General features: G+C 39.0%; 20 protein-coding genes. 12 read left to right on the top strand and 8 right to left on the bottom strand.

The window, feature by feature from the left end; translation table 11 throughout:
• The first annotated feature begins 40 nt into the window (after positions 1-40).
• From B3317_RS05525 to B3317_RS05490, 8 genes are all read left to right on the top strand, one after another.
• Positions 41-751, top strand: coding sequence for a sugar phosphate nucleotidyltransferase (locus tag B3317_RS05525; protein WP_291109433.1), 711 nt, complete (start codon positions 41-43; stop codon positions 749-751).
• Positions 738-1607 carry a hypothetical protein gene (locus tag B3317_RS05520; RefSeq protein WP_291109431.1) on the top strand — a complete coding sequence of 290 codons (870 nt, stop codon included), beginning with the start codon at positions 738-740 and terminating at the stop codon, positions 1605-1607. The genes B3317_RS05525 and B3317_RS05520 overlap by 14 nt, the downstream gene beginning before the upstream one ends.
• A 122-nt stretch (positions 1608-1729) precedes the next feature.
• Complete coding sequence (locus B3317_RS05515) at positions 1730-2203, top strand: phosphatidylglycerophosphatase A family protein (RefSeq protein ID WP_291109429.1); 474 nt, start codon at positions 1730-1732, stop codon at positions 2201-2203.
• On the top strand, positions 2188-2748 hold the full coding sequence (locus tag B3317_RS05510; RefSeq protein ID WP_291109427.1) for a GtrA family protein: 561 nt from the start codon (positions 2188-2190) through the stop codon (positions 2746-2748). The genes B3317_RS05515 and B3317_RS05510 overlap by 16 nt, the downstream gene beginning before the upstream one ends.
• A gap of 54 nt (positions 2749-2802) precedes the next feature.
• A complete protein-coding gene (locus B3317_RS05505) occupies positions 2803-3549 on the top strand; it encodes a CDP-alcohol phosphatidyltransferase family protein (protein ID WP_291109425.1) in 747 nt (248 codons plus the stop codon).
• A gap of 4 nt (positions 3550-3553) precedes the next feature.
• The gene (locus tag B3317_RS05500) at positions 3554-4489 is read left to right on the top strand and encodes a phosphatase PAP2 family protein (protein ID WP_291109423.1); all 936 of its coding nucleotides are present in this window, start codon (positions 3554-3556) and stop codon (positions 4487-4489) included.
• A 43-nt stretch (positions 4490-4532) separates the two neighbouring features.
• Positions 4533-5360, top strand: coding sequence for a lysophospholipid acyltransferase family protein (locus B3317_RS05495; protein WP_291109421.1), 828 nt, complete (start codon positions 4533-4535; stop codon positions 5358-5360).
• A gap of 157 nt (positions 5361-5517) precedes the next feature.
• Positions 5518-5979, top strand: a complete 462-nt coding sequence (locus tag B3317_RS05490; RefSeq protein ID WP_291109419.1) for a hypothetical protein — start codon at positions 5518-5520, stop codon at positions 5977-5979.
• Between the two features lie 122 nt (positions 5980-6101).
• Here B3317_RS05490 and B3317_RS05485 read toward each other — a convergent pair whose 3' ends face one another.
• Positions 6102-6638 (bottom strand): hypothetical protein, encoded by a 537-nt coding sequence (locus B3317_RS05485; protein WP_291109417.1) that lies wholly within the window; start codon positions 6636-6638, stop codon positions 6102-6104.
• Positions 6639-6971: 333 nt separating this feature from the next.
• Here B3317_RS05485 and B3317_RS05480 point away from each other — a divergent pair, with 333 nt between their 5' ends.
• Positions 6972-7697, top strand: coding sequence for an HAD family hydrolase (locus tag B3317_RS05480; protein ID WP_291109416.1), 726 nt, complete (start codon positions 6972-6974; stop codon positions 7695-7697).
• A gap of 222 nt (positions 7698-7919) precedes the next feature.
• Positions 7920-9215: an inositol-3-phosphate synthase gene (locus B3317_RS05475; protein ID WP_291109414.1), complete on the top strand. Its 1296-nt coding sequence runs from the start codon at positions 7920-7922 to the stop codon at positions 9213-9215.
• Between the two features lie 78 nt (positions 9216-9293).
• On the opposite strand, the gene coaA is transcribed toward B3317_RS05475, so the two are convergent.
• Positions 9294-10235, bottom strand: a complete 942-nt coding sequence (gene coaA, locus B3317_RS05470; RefSeq protein WP_291109413.1) for a type I pantothenate kinase — start codon at positions 10233-10235, stop codon at positions 9294-9296.
• 519 nt (positions 10236-10754) lie between these two features.
• On the opposite strand from coaA, the gene B3317_RS05465 reads away from it, so the two are divergent.
• Positions 10755-12074, top strand: coding sequence for a TldD/PmbA family protein (locus tag B3317_RS05465; RefSeq protein ID WP_291109411.1), 1320 nt, complete (start codon positions 10755-10757; stop codon positions 12072-12074).
• A 3-nt stretch (positions 12075-12077) separates the two neighbouring features.
• Positions 12078-13529 carry a glycoside hydrolase family 10 protein gene (locus B3317_RS05460; protein ID WP_291109410.1) on the top strand — a complete coding sequence of 484 codons (1452 nt, stop codon included), beginning with the start codon at positions 12078-12080 and terminating at the stop codon, positions 13527-13529.
• Here B3317_RS05460 and folK read toward each other — a convergent pair.
• From folK to B3317_RS05430, 6 genes are all read right to left on the bottom strand, one after another.
• A complete protein-coding gene (folK, locus tag B3317_RS05455; protein ID WP_291109408.1) occupies positions 13526-14011 on the bottom strand; it encodes a 2-amino-4-hydroxy-6-hydroxymethyldihydropteridine diphosphokinase in 486 nt (161 codons plus the stop codon). The two genes, B3317_RS05460 and folK, sit on opposite strands and share 4 nt — an antisense overlap.
• On the bottom strand, positions 14012-15061 hold the full coding sequence (queA, locus tag B3317_RS05450; protein ID WP_291109406.1) for a tRNA preQ1(34) S-adenosylmethionine ribosyltransferase-isomerase QueA: 1050 nt from the start codon (positions 15059-15061) through the stop codon (positions 14012-14014).
• Between the two features lie 67 nt (positions 15062-15128).
• On the bottom strand, positions 15129-15818 hold the full coding sequence (gene truB, locus B3317_RS05445; RefSeq protein WP_291109404.1) for a tRNA pseudouridine(55) synthase TruB: 690 nt from the start codon (positions 15816-15818) through the stop codon (positions 15129-15131).
• Positions 15818-16669, bottom strand: coding sequence for an undecaprenyl-diphosphate phosphatase (locus B3317_RS05440; protein WP_291109402.1), 852 nt, complete (start codon positions 16667-16669; stop codon positions 15818-15820). Before B3317_RS05440 ends, truB begins: the two co-directional genes overlap by 1 nt.
• Before the next feature lie 20 nt (positions 16670-16689).
• Complete coding sequence (locus B3317_RS05435) at positions 16690-16947, bottom strand: DUF3098 domain-containing protein (protein WP_291109399.1); 258 nt, start codon at positions 16945-16947, stop codon at positions 16690-16692.
• A 4-nt stretch (positions 16948-16951) separates the two neighbouring features.
• A complete protein-coding gene (locus B3317_RS05430; protein WP_291109397.1) occupies positions 16952-17755 on the bottom strand; it encodes a cell division protein FtsX in 804 nt (267 codons plus the stop codon).
• Positions 17756-18439 lie beyond the last annotated feature (684 nt).

The raw sequence follows: 18439 nt of genomic DNA, 5'->3' as shown, positions 1-18439 counted from the left end.
AACCTTTTTGATTGACTTTAGTCAAAAAATATTAATATTTATGAATTATGCTATAATAGCAGCAGGAGAAGGCTCCAGACTGGTTCAAGAAGGTGTTACTTTGCCGAAGCCTTTGGTTAAGCTAAATGGAAAGGAAATGATTCGCCGTTTGATTGATATTTTCCTCAAAAATGATGCTTCTTCGATAAGTATTATTATTAACGAGGAAATGGTACAGGTTCAGGATTATATATCCGGATTGAAGCTTGATGTTCCGCTTAATGTCGTAGTGAAATCCACTCCCAGTTCGATGCATAGTTTTTTTGAACTGCGAAATTTTCTACGGGATGGAAAATTCTGCCTGACAACAGTCGATACCATATTCAAAGAAGAGGAATTCGGCAATTTTATACAGGCTTTTACCTCAGATGAGGATAATGACGGAATGATGGCTGTAACGGACTATATCGACGATGAAAAACCATTGTATGTGGAAGTTGACAGTAAAATGAATATAAAGGGATTTCTTGATAATTCGGATAATTGTAAGTATATATCGGGTGGAATCTACGGACTCACCCCAAAAGCAATAGATACATTAGAATCCTGCCTCGAAGCAGGACAGTCGCGGATGCGTAATTTCCAGCGGCAACTTGTAACTGATAACCTGAATCTGAAAGCATTTCCTTTTGTTAAGATTGTTGATGTAGATCATGCAGAAGATATAAAGAAGGCAGAGCAATTTGTAAAGAATAAAGATGTCAAAAATTAGAGTAGCAGGAGTCAAAAGGAATACTAAATTTTCTCCGAACCATATTGGTAACGATGGTATGATATTCAATCTTACGGCCGAATATCTGCGTAGTATGGGGTATGAGGTGAGGGAATATACAGAATCCGAGTTTGTACTGAGCGAGGAGAACGAAAGGTATATTTTTAATATGGCTCGCGATAAAAGTACAATCAAACGGTTGAAACAATGTGAGGCAGACGGTGCGATAATCATAAATCCCGGAACTGGCATCGAAAACTGTACCCGCACTACTATGACACGTTTGCTGATGGATAACAGTATACCACATCCTGAAAGTATAATCGTAGATGTGACCGACGACCCTACCGAAGAACTGGAGAAAATGAACGCCGGTGCTTTCTGGATAAAAAGAGGCGATTCACATACGATTCATCGTGAGGATGTCACCTATGCCCGTAATATAGAGGAAGCAAAATCTATTTTGCAGGAATTTGCATTGCGTGATATACCCAATGCTGTGATAAACGAACATCTTGTCGGAGACTTAGTGAAGTTTTATGGAGTATATGGTACTGATTTCTTTTATTGGTTCTATCCTTTCGATCTAAGCCTTACCAAATTCGGATTGGAAGCTGTAAACGGAAATGCAAAAGAATTTCCATTCGATTTAGACGCATTGAAGAAGACTTGCAGTAAAGCCGGAGAGGTACTGAATGTAGATATATATGGCGGGGATTGCATCATTGCGGCCGACGGTTCATTCAAAATAATCGATTTTAATGACTGGCCTAGTTTTGCACCTTGTCGCGAAGCATCCGTTCCGTATATTGCAGAACGTATTTCGCAAAAGATATCAGCGAATATGTCACATTGATAAAATGTAAACAGTGTTGTATGGACAACCATTTTCAAGAAATTAAATGTAGCCAAATTATATATTTTTAACCACTTTGATATCAATGCATTTTTTGATAACTTTGTGCCTTTATTGAAAAAATGAAACAAAAGAATCTCTTTCATATAATTATCGCATCAGGCTTCGGTACGGGTTTCTCCCCGTTTGCACCCGGTACAGCGGGCGCAGCATTAGCTACTCTTATATGGATTATCATTTCTTTTCTTGTTTCTCCCCTCCCCTTATTACTGATAACCATTGCATTAATTATCATATTTACAGTGCTTGGCGTTTGGTCGTCAAATGTACTTGAACCCTCATGGGGCAAAGATCCTTCACGGATTGTTATCGACGAAATGGTAGGTGTATGGATTACCCTTCTGGCTGCTGATGCCGGAAATATATATCATGCCCTGATTGCATTTGCCTTGTTCAGGTTATTTGATATATGGAAACCATTGGGTATCCGCAAGATGGAAAGTCTGAAAGGCGGGTGGGGTGTAATGATGGATGATGTGCTTGCAGGAGTGTACGGCTTTATAATATTATTTGGAGGAAAATGGCTGATTGGGTAAAGAAGGTCACGAAAACCGTCTCTGAAAAAGGAGGGATTTTCATGTTTGTGCGGGCGCAGTTCTCCTCACAGATATCTAGTTTGACTGACTTTACGGTAACCATATTACTCACTAATATTTTTGGTGTCTTTTATGGCAATGCTACCCTTTTCGGTAATATTTCGGGAGGAGTAGTCAATTGTATTATAAACTATAAATGGACATTCAAGGCTCAGGACAGCAAGATAAAACACGTTGCTATTAAATACGTGATGGTTTGGCTGGTCAACCTGTTCCTGAACAGGGAAGGGACTGTACTGGTTACAGAACTGGTAACCAGATGGCTTCCGATGGAGAGCCTGCCGGAGATTATAGCCAATAATGTGTTCCTGATACCGAAGATAATTGTATCTCTTATTGTTGGTTTTGGATGGAACTACAATATGCAGCGTCTTTTTGTATACAAGAACAGGGATTTCAAAAAGTATTTTGTTAAAAAAAATACACAAAACGACAAGAAAGAAGAAATTATAGAAAGCGAAAAGAAACATACAGATGATATATAGAAAGGTGTCACTGTATGTGATATATATAAATCTAAAAAAAGGGGAAGGATAAGAATGAAAGCTAGAGATATTGCTCAACAGATAATTTATAAAATTATTGATCCTCTCGTCAGAGGGATGGTAAAGATCGGTATTACACCCAATTTTATTACAGCCACGGGGCTGATTCTGAATATCGTAGCCTGCATTATTTTTATTTGCGGGGCAATGCGGGGGAAAATCTTTTTCGGGCACACCTATGGCCATGCAGGTGACCTGTCATTTGTTGGTTGGGGTGGATTCGTTATTTTATTTGCCGGACTGTTTGATATGATGGACGGACAGGTTGCCCGTATTGGAAAAATGAGTTCCCGCTACGGAGCACTGTTCGATTCGGTACTCGACCGCTACAGTGAGTTGATTGTCTTGTTCGGTATCTGTTATTATCTGATTCTGCAAGGATACTTCTTTAGTTCATTATTTGCTTTTATCGCTCTTATCGGCTCCATGATGGTCAGTTATGTACGAGCCCGTGCCGAAGGATTGGGAATAGAATGCAAAGGAGGATTTATGCAACGCCCCGAACGTGTGGTGACTATCGCCGTAGGATGTATACTTTGCGGACTGTTCGGATATTTCTTCCCTGATTATCGTGTTGCAGTGCCTCACAAAGAAAGTATTCCTTTGTTTGAACCGATATTAATTATGGTCATCCCGATTGCTTTTGTTGCCATATTTTCCAATATTACAGCTATTAACCGCCTGAGACATTGCAAAAGAGTGTTACAGGAACAAGACCGAAAAGAAAAAGCAGGAGAATAACTAGATGAAGTCACAGATTTCTTTACCTACTCTGAGAGAGAGCATTATTGTTGTTGGGATAACCATCCTATTTTCTATTTTGACAAGTATATTCATAGGATTTCGTCCCGAACATTTTCTATTGATCGCCCTTTTTCTCTTGTTGTTTTTTGTTAATACCAAGACCAGGAAATTAGCTGTAGGATTATTACCTTTTCTTATATTCGGTATTTCTTACGACTGGATGCGCGTATATCCCAATTATCTCGTGAACCCGATAGATGTGGAAGGATTATATAATCTGGAAAAAGCCCTATTTGGTATCACTGTGGATGGGGCAGTCCTTATCCCTTGCGAATATTTTACTCTGCATACGAGTGCAATAGCCGATTTTTTAGCGGGAATTTTTTATCTCGGCTGGGTGCCTGTACCTGTCGCATTCGGTCTGTATTTGTATTTCAAAAAAGACAGGGATATGTTTCTCCGCTTTGCGATGGTCTTCCTTTTTGTCAATTTGCTTGGCTTTGCCTGTTACTATGTTCATCCCGCGGCACCACCTTGGTATGCGATGAATTACGGATTTGAGCCGATATTGAATACACCCGGCAACATGGCCGGCCTGGTTCGTTTCGATGAACTGATAGGTTTCCCTTTATTTAATTCTATCTATGGACGTAATGCTAATGTATTTGCGGCAGTTCCGTCCCTGCATTCGGCATATCTGGTAGTGGTGCTCTTTTATGCAGTAAAGAAGAAATGTAACTGGGGCATTCTGTCCGTTGTCACAATATTCTTAGTAGGTATATGGTTTACAGCAGTATATACATCTCATCATTATATCATAGATGTATTGCTAGGTATCCTTTGCGCAGTTGTGGGGATTGCCTTGTTCGAATTTGTATTGATGAAGCTGAACGGGTTTAAATCATTTTACAGCAAATATCTTAATTATATAAAGTAAGTTACGGGAGGTTCACAGCCGGCTGATAACTGAAAAAAGGCGTATGAAAGAGAAATTAATAAGCAGGGATATGATACAAAGCCTGCATCCTATATTCAGAGGACGCTTTGGAAACATCCTTACAAATATTGTATTTAGTGTGGGAGGACTAAATAAGGTAAATGCTATTTACGATGCCTCCAAACAGTATACAGGTCTTGAATTTGTGAATGATATGCTCGACAAAATGGGGATCATCCGCAAATATGAGAATTATGAAGTTCTCGACCAGTTTAAAGAAGGACCGTTCATCACAGTTTCGAACCATCCAATAGGTCATATAGATGGAATAATAGCTATTAGTACAGTAGCAGGTAAACGCCGCGACTACAAGATGATGGTAAATTGGATGCTGAGCCAGATAGACACGATGGACGAGCATTTTATCGGAGTCAATCCTTATGCTAAAGGAAATAAGATGAAAGATCTGAAATCGAGTCTGGGAGGTGTAAAGCAATGCCTGGAACATTTGCATGACGGACATCCGTTGGGGCTGTTTCCGGCAGGAGGTGTATCAACCAATCATCTGACTAAGACCGAAGATCGTGAATGGCAACCAACTGTTCTTAAATTGATAAAGAAAGCAAAGGTCCCGGTCATTCCTATGTATATAGATGGAAGCAATTCGTGGATATATCGCACATTAGGATTTATAAGCTGGAAAATAAGGACTGTACGTCTATTACATGAAACGACTAACAAAAGAGGTAAGACTATTTATGTACGTTTTGGTAAACCGATTTCGGTTGAGGAGCAAGCCAAATTCACAGATATAAAAGAGTTTGGCGAATTTCTGAAAGCACAGACTTATGCTATGAAGAAGAAAAGATAATTGAACGTATTCCGGCATACTCTTCGACATTAAGATATAAAGGCATCTGAGAAATCAGGTGCTTTTCTTTTGGTTAAATGCAATGTCAAAATATCAAGCTCTTTTCATAAAGGTTTTGAAAAAATTGCTAAATTTACAAAACTTTAAATCTCTAATTATGAGACTTTTATTTTTTTGTATATTTATCTTCATGTCTATTCATTCCTTTGCCCAAGAATTTGACAAACAAAACATATACTATCAAACTCTGAAATCGCATTTTGAATATATTGAGGAGCAACATGGCAAACGTCCTGATTTATGGAGAATGGCAAGTATATATTATATTGAGGAGGATTTTATTACAACTAAAGGATTTCCTGATTTTGTTGATAAAAATAAGATTCAAGTTCTATCATTGTCAGATATCAAGGAAAAAACAAAAAATAAGAAGTCTATCAATTTATTAGCTGTACGACCTGCACAATGGGAAGAAGGTAAAGTGATTATAAATGTAATAGAATTCTCAGTATCAAGGAAAGGAAATAATTACTCTTATCTTAATTTGATGGATGGGACATCATATCAGATAATTTATAATTCAAATACTAAACAATATTCTTTAATACCCATCAAATAGAAATCCTCAAACATTATTGTCTGAGGATTTTAAAATTTCATGGAGCACAGCACCAAAGTATCGAATCCTTTTTGTGAGGATTTTGAGAAAATTGTTAGCTTTATGGAGAATTTATAGGTACATCATATAATTTTTTTACGTTGTATCTCATCTGCAATTCCTCGTAATTCTGTAGATATAGCATCAATATCCTGATATGCTTGGACTATATTTAGTTCTGTAAGTGATATATTGAACTTTTCAGGTACTCTATTCATATAAAGGATTTCAACATCTATATTACCTTGATATTTTGTTTCCGCCCAATATTGACTTATGATGACATCTTTATATCCATTTGGTTCTATTAATAATCTTATTTCATTATTTATTTTTTCTTCTACATTAAAATGCCATTCAAGCTCATTGGGTGGAGTCTTAATTTTTATCTTGGGAATAACATCATGAGCTGTAACATTAGATATGTTTTTAAATCGCAAAATAATATATCTGTTTTGTCTTAGGATTAATGGTACTATTTTAGGGGTATTTTGTTCTTCCCATTGCCTTTTTAACTCAGAAACTTGTTCTTTGTTTTGTCTTAAACTCCAAAACGTGGCAAACGCCATAAGTAAAGTAGCAAAAGCACTAATTGCAACAAACCAATCTTGTATTTCCATGATATTTTTTTCCAAAGATAAAATAAAAATCCCCAACATTTCTGCCTGAGGATTTATTTCGTGGAGTAATCCGGACTCGAGCTACAAAATAAATATCAGATTATCTGCTTTATTTTCCATCTATCTTTATCTATATTATCGAACAAGTAAAAGCAACGGGATTCACTAAAAAGTAACACTCTGAAAAGACTTTAATTATGTTACCTTTGTTACCTTTTTGAAATAGTTATAAGTTACTTCGCCTTGCAGGCAGTTACAAGTTGTTAACTGATAACTGTTGACTGTTAACTGAAAAAAGTGTTACCTTTGTTACCTTTTAAGATTTGAAAAAGAATGTTGGATACAAGTAAAATAAAAGGAATTATCTTCGACTACGGAGGTACTATCGACAGCAATGGTAAACATTGGGCCGAAGTGCTTTGGGATGCGTATGCGGATAATAAAGTACCTGTTTCGAAAGAACAATTTCGCGAAGCTTATGTATATGCAGAGCGTTATCTGGCGACACATCCTGTTATCGAAGCGGGAGATAACTTTTTTGTTTTACTTAGAAAAAAGATAGATTTACATGTAAATTACTTAATTAATAAAGGTTTTTTACACGAAAATGATAAAACAAAGGACTATAGCCTTGCTATTTCGACACAATGTTATACCTTTGTCAAGGGCTTAATAGAAAAGGAGAAGCCTTTACTCGAAGTTTTAAAGGGTCGTTATCCTATGGTATTGGTTTCTAATTTTTATGGAAACGTACAATCAGTACTTAGTGATTTTGGATTACTGAATTATTTTGATGATATAATTGAATCTGCTGTTGTTGGTGTAAGAAAGCCCGATCCTGCTATATTTGGATTAGGAGTTGAAAGTCTGGGTATTCCGGCTTCTTCGGTAGTGATTATCGGAGATTCTTATACAAAAGACATTGTTCCCGCCCGCAGCCTTGGCTGCCATACTATTTGGCTCAAAGGTACAGGATGGGAAGAAGATGCTGAAGGTGCAACAGCCGACCTGATTATAGACGATTTCATAGAGTTGAAATCAGCTTTTCAGCTAGATTGAAAAGAAATCCTTGTTTTTTGATGATATTATAGTGCCAGCTGTATTGTTGCTACCAATAATGGAAGTTGCCGGACAAATGTCTTGTGATGGAAAATATCGGGTTGGGATAATAAAATGATAGTGAGGGTACACTTGATGCTATTCTATTATATGTTGTCTAATGAGACAGCAGAATTTAATGTAAGCTGCGGGTTGCAGTATAACTTAAAATTTTAATTAAAAATGGGAAAAGTACAAGTAGGAGAAGCCAAGGGTAAACTTGGTATTCTTACAGTAGGAGTTGGAGCTGTTGCTACAACTTTCATGGCAGGAACGTTGTTAACACGTAAAGGGCAAGGTGTTCCTGTAGGGTCGATCACTCAATTGGCCACAATGCGCTTAGGGAAAAGAGAAGAAAACCGCTTCCCTAAAATTAAAGATGCAGTGCCTTTGGCAAATCTTAACGATGTCGTATTCGGTGGATGGGACATTTTTGAAGAAGACGCTTATGAGGCTGCAAAACATGCAGATGTTTTAACAAAAGATGACTTGGATAAGGTTAAAGATGAAATGCAGGCTATCAAACCGATGAGAGCTGTATTCGATCAGGATTTTGTGAAACGCTTGCATGGCACTTGGGTAAAATCAGCCCCTACAAAATGGGAATTGATGGAACAAGTAAAACAAGACATCGAAAACTTCAAGAAAGAAAATAATTGCGATCGCATCGTAGTTATCTGGTGTGGTAGTACTGAAGTGTTTACTCCGCTGGGTGAAGTACACAAAACTCTTGCCGCTTTAGAAAAAGGGTTGAAAGAAAACCACAAAGACATTGCTCCTTCAAACGTTTATGCATATGCAGCAGTATCTATGGGAATACCATACATCAATGGTGCTCCTAACCTGACTGTAGACATACCTGCAATGTGGGAACTGGCAGAGAAGACTCAGACGCCGATATGCGGAAAGGACTTCAAGACAGGTCAGACAATGTTGAAGACTGTATTGTCTCCAATGTTCAAGACCCGTATGCTTGGCCTTAACGGATGGTTCTCGACAAACATCCTTGGTAACCGTGACGGCGAAGTTCTTGACGATCCGGGTTCATTCAAAACAAAAGAAGAATCAAAACTTTCGGTTATTGATAATATTCTTCAACCTGAACTTTATCCTGAACTTTACGGTAATGTTTACCACAAGGTTCGTATCAACTATTATCCGCCTCGTAACGACGATAAAGAAGGATGGGATAACATCGACTTGTTCGGATGGTTAGGTTACAAAATGCAGATGAAAGTTGACTTCCTTTGTAAAGACTCTATCCTTGCAGCACCTCTTTGCTTAGACCTTGTTCTGTTTACAGACCTGGCTAAACGTGCAGGGATGAGCGGGATACAGGACTGGTTGTCATTCTACTTCAAGAGCCCTATGCACGAGCCTAATAAGGTTGCGGAGCATGACTTGTTTATCCAATACGTGAAGTTAAAAAATACACTTCGTCAGATGATTGGAGAAGAAACAGTAGATTTTATCGACTAATTTTTACCCGGGATAAAATGAGAAGGAGGCACCGATACCGGTGTCTCCTTTTTTATGTATTAACCCTATAATGATAATCTATTTTCTTAGCCTCACATAATCCACGGCATGCCCTTCTCCCTTATGTAGTATCAAACTGGCACGTTCTCTGGTAGGGAGGATGTTTTTACGCAGATTTTTGCGGTTTATTTCCCTCCAGATGGTTTTTGCTGTGTTGACCGCGTTCTTGTCAGCCAGTTTGGCAAAGCTGTGAAAATACGAATCAGGATTCGTAAATGCCCCTTTCCTGAACTTCATAAAACGAGAGATATACCACTCTTCCAGTTTCTGCTCATCGGCATCTACATATATGGAAAAATCGACAAAATCGGAAACAAATATGCGGGGTTTCTCATTCGGATAGTCCATCCCGCTCTGCAATACATTCAGGCCTTCCAATATAAGTATGTCCGGCTGGTCTATAACCTGATACTCGTTCGGGATAATATCATAAATGAGATGCGAATATTTGGGTACCCTTATATTTCTTTTCCCTGCCTTCAGATCCGTAACGAACTTCAATAATGTCTTGATATCATATGATTGGGGAAACCCTTTTTTGAGCATGATACCCTTTTCTTCCAATATCGCATTCGGATATAGAAATCCATCAGTGGTTATCAGAGATACACGGGTATTTTCTTTCCAGCGGCTAAGTAACGCCTGTAATACACGTGCTGTGGTGCTTTTACCCACCGACACACTACCTGCAATACCAACGATGAAAGGTACTTTCATCGATTTTTGATTGAGGAACTTTGTCAATACCGACTGGCGACTGGTGCGTGCATTGAAGTAATAACTTAATAAACGGGAAAGGGGAAGGTAAATATCTTCTACTTCATCAATAGAAAGCTCGTAGTCGATACCTTGCAGGGTCAATAACTCTTCGTATGTGAGCGTCATAGGTTCCGAGTCGCGAAGAGCAGCCCATTGATTACGGGAAAACTGAATGTAAGGACTCGAAGGAAATGTTTCCATTCTTTCATTTTTAGAATAAGAATGCTACAAAGGTAGAAAAACTTACAAGTTATGAGTTATTATAACATGAGTATTTTATCTATAGGTAAAGCTTATGGCTTTGGAGTTCTTTGAAGTATTGGATTTAGGATTTAAAAATTTAATGTTTAAGGATTCAATAATTAAAATGCGTAAAAGCTGTAACCTTTGTTACTTTTTTTGGAGTAGTTACAAGTAGACAAGACACGGGATACCAGTTGTTAACTATTCACTGAAAAAAGTGTTACCTTTGTTACTTTTTTGAAAATAGTTACAAGTAAACGGGATACGAGATGCAAGTTGTTGACTGATGACTGTTAACTGCTAACTGATTTTATTGTTACCTTTGTTACCTTTTCAAAATAGTAAGTATTGAGTAAAAAGTATAAAGAAGTTCTAATTGTTAACTGATAACTGACAAGCCAATTATTAATTTTTCATTCTTAATTATTAATTGCTTTCTCTTATTCTGTGTATTTTTGCATGCGAAAACATTACAATATGATTACTGAACAACATAAAGATACTGCGCAATGGGCTATGCAACTTGCTTTGCAAAACGGATGCCAGGCTGCCCGGGTTTCGATTATCACGGCAAATAATAATTCGTTTGAATACCGCAATACACAACTGGACAAGTTGCATCAAAGTTCCGAGAACAAATTGTATATAGAGCTATTTGTTAATGGCAAATATGGTACATTTTCTACCAACCGCATAGAAAAGGCAGGGCTGGAAACATTCATCAAAGAAGGAATCATATCTACCAAATATCTGGCTAAGGATACTTTCCGTCAACTTCCAAATTCTGACAGGTATTATAAAGGTGATAGCAGGGGGCTGGACTTATATGATAACTCCTTTGATAATATCAGTACCGATAAGAAACTGGATATCACCCGGCAAGCGGTTGAAGAAATATACGGATCGGATAAGCGCATTATTTCCATCACTTCATCTTACGATGATGGGGTAGGCGCCGAATACATGATTGCCAGTAACGGATTTGAAGCGGAAAGCATAGACTCGGCCTTCAACCTGACAATAGAAGTAGCCCTGAAAACAGACGGCGATGCACGGGCCGAATCGTATTGGTTCGACAGTTCTGTTTACTGGGATGATCTGAAAAAGACCGGAATAGGGAAGATAGCTCTCGAACGGGCTTTGCGGAAAATAGGCCAGCAAAAAATTAAATCGGGCAGATACGATATGCTGCTCGACAACACCACTGCATCACGTTTGTTTTCCCCAATAATGGGTGCAATGTACGGAACAGCATTGCAACAAAAGAATTCGTTCCTGTTAGACAAACTGGGACAGCAGATCACATCCGACAAGCTGACTATCACAGATACCCCCCATCTTGCCCGTGCGTTCGGTGCCAGATGGTTTGATGGTGAAGGTGTTGCTACCAAAGAACGTGTCATTATAGACAAAGGCATATTACAAACATACTTCATAGATACATACAACTCGCTAAAAATGGATATAGAGCCTACAATAGCTTCACCATCCATTATACAAACTACCCCGGGCAGTCGAAATTCTGATGAAATATTACGATCTGTACAAAAAGGTGTCTGGATAACAGGCTTCAACGGCGGCAACAGTAACCCTACAACAGGCGACTTTTCGTTTGGTATAGAGGGCTTCCTTATCGAAGGCGGAATAGCAACTACTCCGGTAAACGAGATGAACATTACAGGCAATATACTTGTTCTATGGAAAAATCTTGCAGAAGTAGGGAATGACCCGCGTGAAAGTTCGCCATGGCGGTTACCATCTCTTTTATTCAGCGATGTAAATTTTAGCGGATTATAAAGCATGAAATTATTCAGATTACTCTCCATATTCTTCTTATTTCCATTATCGATCTTTACACAAGTACCCTCCACTGAAGTAAGGGCCGTATGGCTTACTACCAACTGGGGACTGGACTGGCCTAAACAAGGAACCAGCGTAGAAGCACAGAAAAAACAATTAAGAGATATACTTGACCAGTTGCAAGAAGAACATTTCAATGTCGTGTTATTTCAAGCGCGGGCACAAGGCTATGTGTTCTACAGGTCTAAAATAGAACCTTTGAGTACCTATTTTAATCAGTCGGAAGGTTTCGATCCATTGGCCTTCGCCATTGAGGAATGCCACAAAAGAGGCATGGAATGTCATGCCTGGCTTGTGACCTATACAATGGATAAAGCAAAGATGAAATATACAGGAAAAGGTAAAAGACGGAGAGGGACAGTAGTCAAAGATAAACCCGATTATTACAAAGAAGTCAACGGAACATGGTATCTGGACCCCGGAAGACCTGAGTCAAAACAGTTAGTCTCATCTATTGTAGACGAAATAGTGAAGAACTATGATGTCGACGGCATACATTTCGATTATATACGCTATCCCAGCAATACTCAGAAGTTTCCCGACGATGATACCTTCAAAAAATATGGTAATGGGAAAGGCTTGCACGACTGGCGCAGAGACAACATAAACCAATTGGTTACAGATATTTACGACAATGTGAAAGCAGTTAAGCCCTGGGTGCAGATAAGCAGCTCTCCTCTGGGACGGTACCGGGTATTACAGCACGTAGCACCAAACGATGGCTGGACAGCTTATGAAACAGTTTTTCAGGATGCGGGTCACTGGATGAAAAGCGGAAAACATGACCTTGTATTCCCTATGATGTATTATAAAGAACACCGTTTCTATCCATTTCTCGACGATTGGGTGGCAAACAGTAACGGGCGGATTGTTGTGCCGGGACTAGGCGTTTATCAGATGGATGAGCAAAACTGGTCGTTAGAGGATATCCTGAACCAGATGAAATATACACGGGACAATAATATAAAAGGACAAGCGTACTTCCGTACCGAAAATATTTTAAGCAACCTGAAAGGTATCAGAGATTCTATTCAGACCTACTACCCTACTCCCGCTAAATTACCACCTTTGACCTGGCTGGATAATATATCCCCTAACTCTCCGGTTATTACGCAGGTGTATAAAGATGAAGGTTATCTTAATATAAAATGGGATGCACCCGATAATAACGAAACTTATACCTACAATATATACGCCTCTTCAACAGAAGAAATAGATATAAACAATTCCCTCAACATACTGGTTACGGGATTACATACCAACAGCTATTCATTTCCGGTAACGGTTGGTGAATTCGGGTTCCACTACTTTGTTACAGCCTCCGACAGGTATCACAACGAGAGTGTACAGTCGTTCCCCGCATACTTCGTGCATTCCGAAGAAGAACATTAACCCAATTCGGTCTTGAGCTGATTGATTGTCTTATGTAAAACAGGATGGATGTAATCACCTGCGATCTCTGCTAAAGGCAATAAGACGAAGGCTCTCTCGTGTAAATGTGGATGCGGCAGGATAAGTTTTTCATTAGCATACACTTTATCGTCGAACAATAACAGGTCGATATCTATTATCCTATCGGCATAAACCCTGTTCTCGGACTTGGTTGTACGTCCCATTTCTTTTTCGATTTCCTGAGTCCGTTGCAGTAACTCCATTGGCCGCAATCTGGTCTTTACTTCGCATACGGCATTCAGGAAGCGGTTCTCCGATTCGAAGCCTACCGGTTCGGTAACGTAAAAAGCGGAAGTGGTAATAACTTCACCAATCCGCTCTTCTATTCTGTTTATCGCATGATTAAGGTTCTCTCCCCTGTCTCCCATATTGGAGCCCAGGCCCAAGAATACATCATGCTGAATCTCTTTATCCAGTAACATTTAGATTATAAGCATTGCATCACCATATGTACCGAAGCGGTACTTCTCTTTCACTGCCATATCGTATATATCCATAATACGGTCATATCCTCCGAAAGCGGCGGTCATCATCAATAGCGTCGATTGAGGCAGATGAAAGTTGGTTACCATTGAGTCGGCAATACCAAAATCATATGGAGGGAATATGAATTTATTTGTCCAGCCCTCATTGGTTTTCAAATGCCCGTCTGTGCTAACAATCGTCTCTATTGCCCGCATTACAGATGTACCCACTGCACAAACACGGTGCCCCGCATCTTTTGCTCTGTTTACATGAATAATAGCTTCTTCGGTAATCTGCAATTGTTCCGAATCCATCTTATGCTTGGTCAGGTCTTCCACATCGATATCCCGATAATTACCCAAACCTGAATGTAATGTTATATAAGCGAAATCAATACCTTTGATTTCCATACGCTTCAGCAGTTCACGGCTAAAATGCAGTCCGGCAGCAGGAGCAACCACAGCTCCTTCATTCTTGGCAAAGATAGTCTGGTAACGGTCTTTATCTTCAGCTTCTTCGCCTCTGTTCAGATATTTAGGTATAGGAGTTTCACCTAATGCATAAAGAGCCTTACGAAACTCTTCGCTAGGCCCGTCATATAAGAAACGGAGTGTACGCCCTCGCGAAGTTGTATTATCAATAACTTCGGCCACCATTGAGTCATCGTCGCCAAAGTATAGTTTATTCCCGATACGGATTTTACGAGCAGGATCTACCAATACATCCCACAGGTGAAATTCTTCATTCAGTTCCCTAAGTAAAAACACTTCGATAGTAGCTCCGGTCTTTTCTTTATTCCCGTATAAACGGGCAGGAAAAACCTTTGTGTCGTTAAAGATAAATACATCCTTATCATCGAAATATTCGATAATATCTTTAAAAACCTTATGCTCAACTTCTCCAGTCTTGCGATTGACAACCAATAAACGGGATTCATCCCTGTTTTTTGCAGGATGAGAGGCTATCAATTCCTCAGGCAAATCAAACTTGAATTGAGAAAGTTTCATATTCTATATATAAATTAATTTAGTTTCTATTATAATCTGCAAACATACAAGGATATATCCTGATATCCTAATCTAAAAGGGCGTCCACCACTTCTTCTATCTGTTCCCCTGCAACACACAGGTCGAGAGTAATATCCCCTATCCGGGTACGTTCCAATGCCGTCAGATGCCCTCCGGTGTTTAATGCTAAACCGATATCCCTTGCCAATGCCCTTATATATGTACCCTTGCTGCATACTACCCTGATCTTTATCTCAGGCATAGTATAATCAAGAAGTTCAATTTCATCTATTGCCAGCAGTTTAGGCTTTAATTCAACCTCCTGCCCCTCGCGTGCAAATTCATAAGCCCTTTTTCCCTCCACCTTACAGGCAGAATATGTAGGGGGTACCTGCTGAATCTCTCCGATAAACTGTGTCAATATCTGATTAACCAACTCTTTGGTTATATGCTCCGTTGGATATATTGCGTCTACTTCTGTCTCTAAGTCGAAAGACGGAGTTGTTTCCCCTAATCTTATGGTTGCAATATATTCTTTGGTCTGATACTGGAATGTTTCTATCAGCTTGGTTTTTTTCCCGGTGCAGATAATCATTACTCCTGTAGCAAGCGGGTCAAGCGTTCCGGCATGACCTACTTTCAATTTCTTAACGCCCAGTCTCCGACAAAGCTTATTCCGCAATTTCCGTACCAGATCAAACGATGTCCAATTAAGCGGTTTGTTTATGTATAAGACCTCTCCTGAAATAAAATCCATTAAATGATAGTTAATTCATGTCCTGAAAGCAATAGAGCCAACAGGATGCCACCAATAATAATACGATACCAGCCAAACAGTTTAAAACCATATTTAGTTACAAAACCGATAAAGAACTTGATAGCCAGTAATGCGACTATGAATGCTACCACATTACCGATAACCAGTACTCCTATATTATCTTTTAATAATTCGAATCCGGTATCGGACATTATCAGCTTCAGCAATTTATAACCTGTTGCGGCAGCCATAGTAGGAACAGCCAGAAAGAATGAGAATTCGGCCGCATTCTTACGACTGAGCCCGCGGCTCATACCCCCTACAATAGTAGCCATAGAACGAGATACACCCGGTATCATGGCTATACACTGATAACAACCTATTACAAAGGCATTCTTATATGTAATTTCCTGCCGGCCTTCTTCAGGACGGTTAAACCACTTATCCACAAACAGCATAAGGATACCTCCCAAAACAAGCATAATGGATACAACCAATACACTTTCCAGCAGTTCGTCTATCATATCATTGAAAATGAATCCTAAGATGGCAGCCGGGATGAATCCCATCAACAGTTTCCAGTAGAACTCATATTTATATAAAACATATTTCAATAAGCCAGTATTCTCAGATACGGGAACTTCCCTGAAACGAAAAAAACGCTTCCAATATAATACAATTACCGACAAGATGGCTCCAAACTGGATAATTACGGTAAAAGCTTTTACAAATTCGTTACTCTCAACACCCAGAAGACTCTGGGCAATAATCATATGTCCGGTAGAAGACACAGGAAGAAATTCGGTCAGGCCCTCCACAATAGCAATAATAATTGCTTCAATAATGCTCATTATAAATTATAGTTTTGTGATTAGTTGCGCTCTTTCTTCTCGTCTGTTAATTCTTTCTTACGAGGATATAGAATACCCACAATCATGAGCAGAAAGCCTGCAAAACAAATCATCGGCGCTACAACAATTCTCCTTGTACTGAAAATATCCGGTTCAAAACCTCCTTCAACACTCGATGCAGGCCCTGTCATCAATATAAATCCTACAATGATGAGAACGACAGATACTGCACAAATGATGTAATTCTGTTTGCCAAATGCAAAATCTTTCTTATCCATATTTTTAGACGTGATAAAGTTTATTTGTTGTCATTCTTAAGTACCTGTTCACTGCAGATATGGTAGCAAGAACGGTAATTAATATCCCCAAAATCAATACAAGCCCATATACAATTAACAATTCTGTCATGGTTACAATCGATATCAGTTCGGGATACTCATTCGTAAAGTAATATATAACCCCGGTTATGGCCACATTAGCCACGATAGCAGCTATTATACCCGAAACAACCGTGCTCATTATAAACGGACGCCTGATAAAACCATTCGTTGCTCCAACGAGTTGCATTGTATTAATTAAGAAACGTTTCGAATATATATTTAATTGTATTGTATTCCTTATTAATGTAAAAGATATAAGAATAAGTATAACAGCCAGTATGAGAAGGATAGAGCCTACTTTCGAGAGATTTTGATTAGCCAATGCAATATCTTCCTCTTTAAAAGACAGACCTTTGGTCAATTTGAAATCCTTAAAGCTGGCTTCAACTTTTTTTATACTGTCTGTATTTACATACTCCGATTTGATGAACACATCGAAATAACTCCGGGAGGGATCATAGCCTAACACTTCTTCGGGATCTCCGCCCAAATCATCTACCAGTTGCTTCTTTACCTCCTCTTTACTTATGTAAGTCGTTGATTTAACATAAGGATTAGCTTCTATTTTCTCCTTTGTTTTCTGAATAGCAGTTGCATCCATATTTCCGGTCAATTCGATGGACATACCCATATTTTCTTTAAAATATGCTGCCAGGCCTTTTCCGGTGAAGGCTACTAATATCGTCAGCCCCAATAAAAAAAGCACAAGAGTGATACTTATAGTAGATATTACTCCTGAAGTAAATAAAGATATTGTTCTAGGTTGCCGTTTATCAGACATCTGTACAGAGACAATTAAAGGTCACAGACCTATTTGTTATTTTGCATGTAACAACTCAGTTATTATTAAATGATGCTGTATAAATAGCCCTCATTTCGAAACAGTCCTTACATGCGGGCACAACGCACCCAAATTCGCTGCAAAGAAACAAAATAAAAGCATGTATTAGAACTATTTTTGTTTTTTTTAATAAATAAGACTTCTTTTTACCGAAATATACAACTTCATACCTTTTAGGAAACATCACAAGCAGCTTATTTGTTTCGGCAATTAAGCTTATTTTTATACTACTTATAGCAATCAGTAGTTGAAGTGATTATTGTAGGATAAAAAAGTTGGATTATTATCGACTACACTTCGTTGCGTTTGAATGTTCATTTTGGCATTGCCCAAAACGAACCAAAAGGCTAGCGCTCCGTTCCTCGGCGACCTGTCAACGGTTTGCCGGCTGAAAGTGACAAACGGGCTATCGCCCAGTCCCTTTCCACGCCGACTGCACCGGACAGGTGCCCGCCTGCGTCACTAATGCGCATCCGCTGACGCCTTAGTAAGCCAAGCCCTTTGATGAATAAATACGCGTCAGCAAGCGCCGTATGCTTCACGGACGGG

The sequence above is a fragment of the Dysgonomonas sp. UBA7710 genome, from assembly GCF_002482385.1.
GTDB lineage: Bacteria > Bacteroidota > Bacteroidia > Bacteroidales > Dysgonomonadaceae > Dysgonomonas.
This window is presented reverse-complemented; position numbering and strand designations above follow the sequence as displayed.

Coding starts and splice junctions, on each gene's coding strand:
- coaA (WP_291109413.1), bottom strand. CDS start 10,235: ATGGAAACATTTCCTTCGAGTCCTTACATTCAGTTTTCCCGTAATCAA.
- folK (WP_291109408.1), bottom strand. CDS start 14,011: ATGTTACTGGATAAAGAGATTCAGCATGATGTATTCTTGGGCCTGGGC.
- B3317_RS05435 (WP_291109399.1), bottom strand. CDS start 16,947: ATGGATAAGAAAGATTTTGCATTTGGCAAACAGAATTACATCATTTGT.
- B3317_RS05520 (WP_291109431.1), top strand. CDS start 738: ATGTCAAAAATTAGAGTAGCAGGAGTCAAAAGGAATACTAAATTTTCT.
- truB (WP_291109404.1), bottom strand. CDS start 15,818: ATGGATTTTATTTCAGGAGAGGTCTTATACATAAACAAACCGCTTAAT.
- B3317_RS05480 (WP_291109416.1), top strand. CDS start 6,972: ATGTTGGATACAAGTAAAATAAAAGGAATTATCTTCGACTACGGAGGT.
- B3317_RS05440 (WP_291109402.1), bottom strand. CDS start 16,669: ATGAGCATTATTGAAGCAATTATTATTGCTATTGTGGAGGGCCTGACC.
- B3317_RS05490 (WP_291109419.1), top strand. CDS start 5,518: ATGAGACTTTTATTTTTTTGTATATTTATCTTCATGTCTATTCATTCC.
- B3317_RS05475 (WP_291109414.1), top strand. CDS start 7,920: ATGGGAAAAGTACAAGTAGGAGAAGCCAAGGGTAAACTTGGTATTCTT.
- B3317_RS05525 (WP_291109433.1), top strand. CDS start 41: ATGAATTATGCTATAATAGCAGCAGGAGAAGGCTCCAGACTGGTTCAA.
- B3317_RS05515 (WP_291109429.1), top strand. CDS start 1,730: ATGAAACAAAAGAATCTCTTTCATATAATTATCGCATCAGGCTTCGGT.
- B3317_RS05500 (WP_291109423.1), top strand. CDS start 3,554: ATGAAGTCACAGATTTCTTTACCTACTCTGAGAGAGAGCATTATTGTT.
- B3317_RS05505 (WP_291109425.1), top strand. CDS start 2,803: ATGAAAGCTAGAGATATTGCTCAACAGATAATTTATAAAATTATTGAT.
- B3317_RS05460 (WP_291109410.1), top strand. CDS start 12,078: ATGAAATTATTCAGATTACTCTCCATATTCTTCTTATTTCCATTATCG.
- B3317_RS05495 (WP_291109421.1), top strand. CDS start 4,533: ATGAAAGAGAAATTAATAAGCAGGGATATGATACAAAGCCTGCATCCT.
- queA (WP_291109406.1), bottom strand. CDS start 15,061: ATGAAACTTTCTCAATTCAAGTTTGATTTGCCTGAGGAATTGATAGCC.
- B3317_RS05485 (WP_291109417.1), bottom strand. CDS start 6,638: ATGGAAATACAAGATTGGTTTGTTGCAATTAGTGCTTTTGCTACTTTA.
- B3317_RS05510 (WP_291109427.1), top strand. CDS start 2,188: ATGGCTGATTGGGTAAAGAAGGTCACGAAAACCGTCTCTGAAAAAGGA.
- B3317_RS05465 (WP_291109411.1), top strand. CDS start 10,755: ATGATTACTGAACAACATAAAGATACTGCGCAATGGGCTATGCAACTT.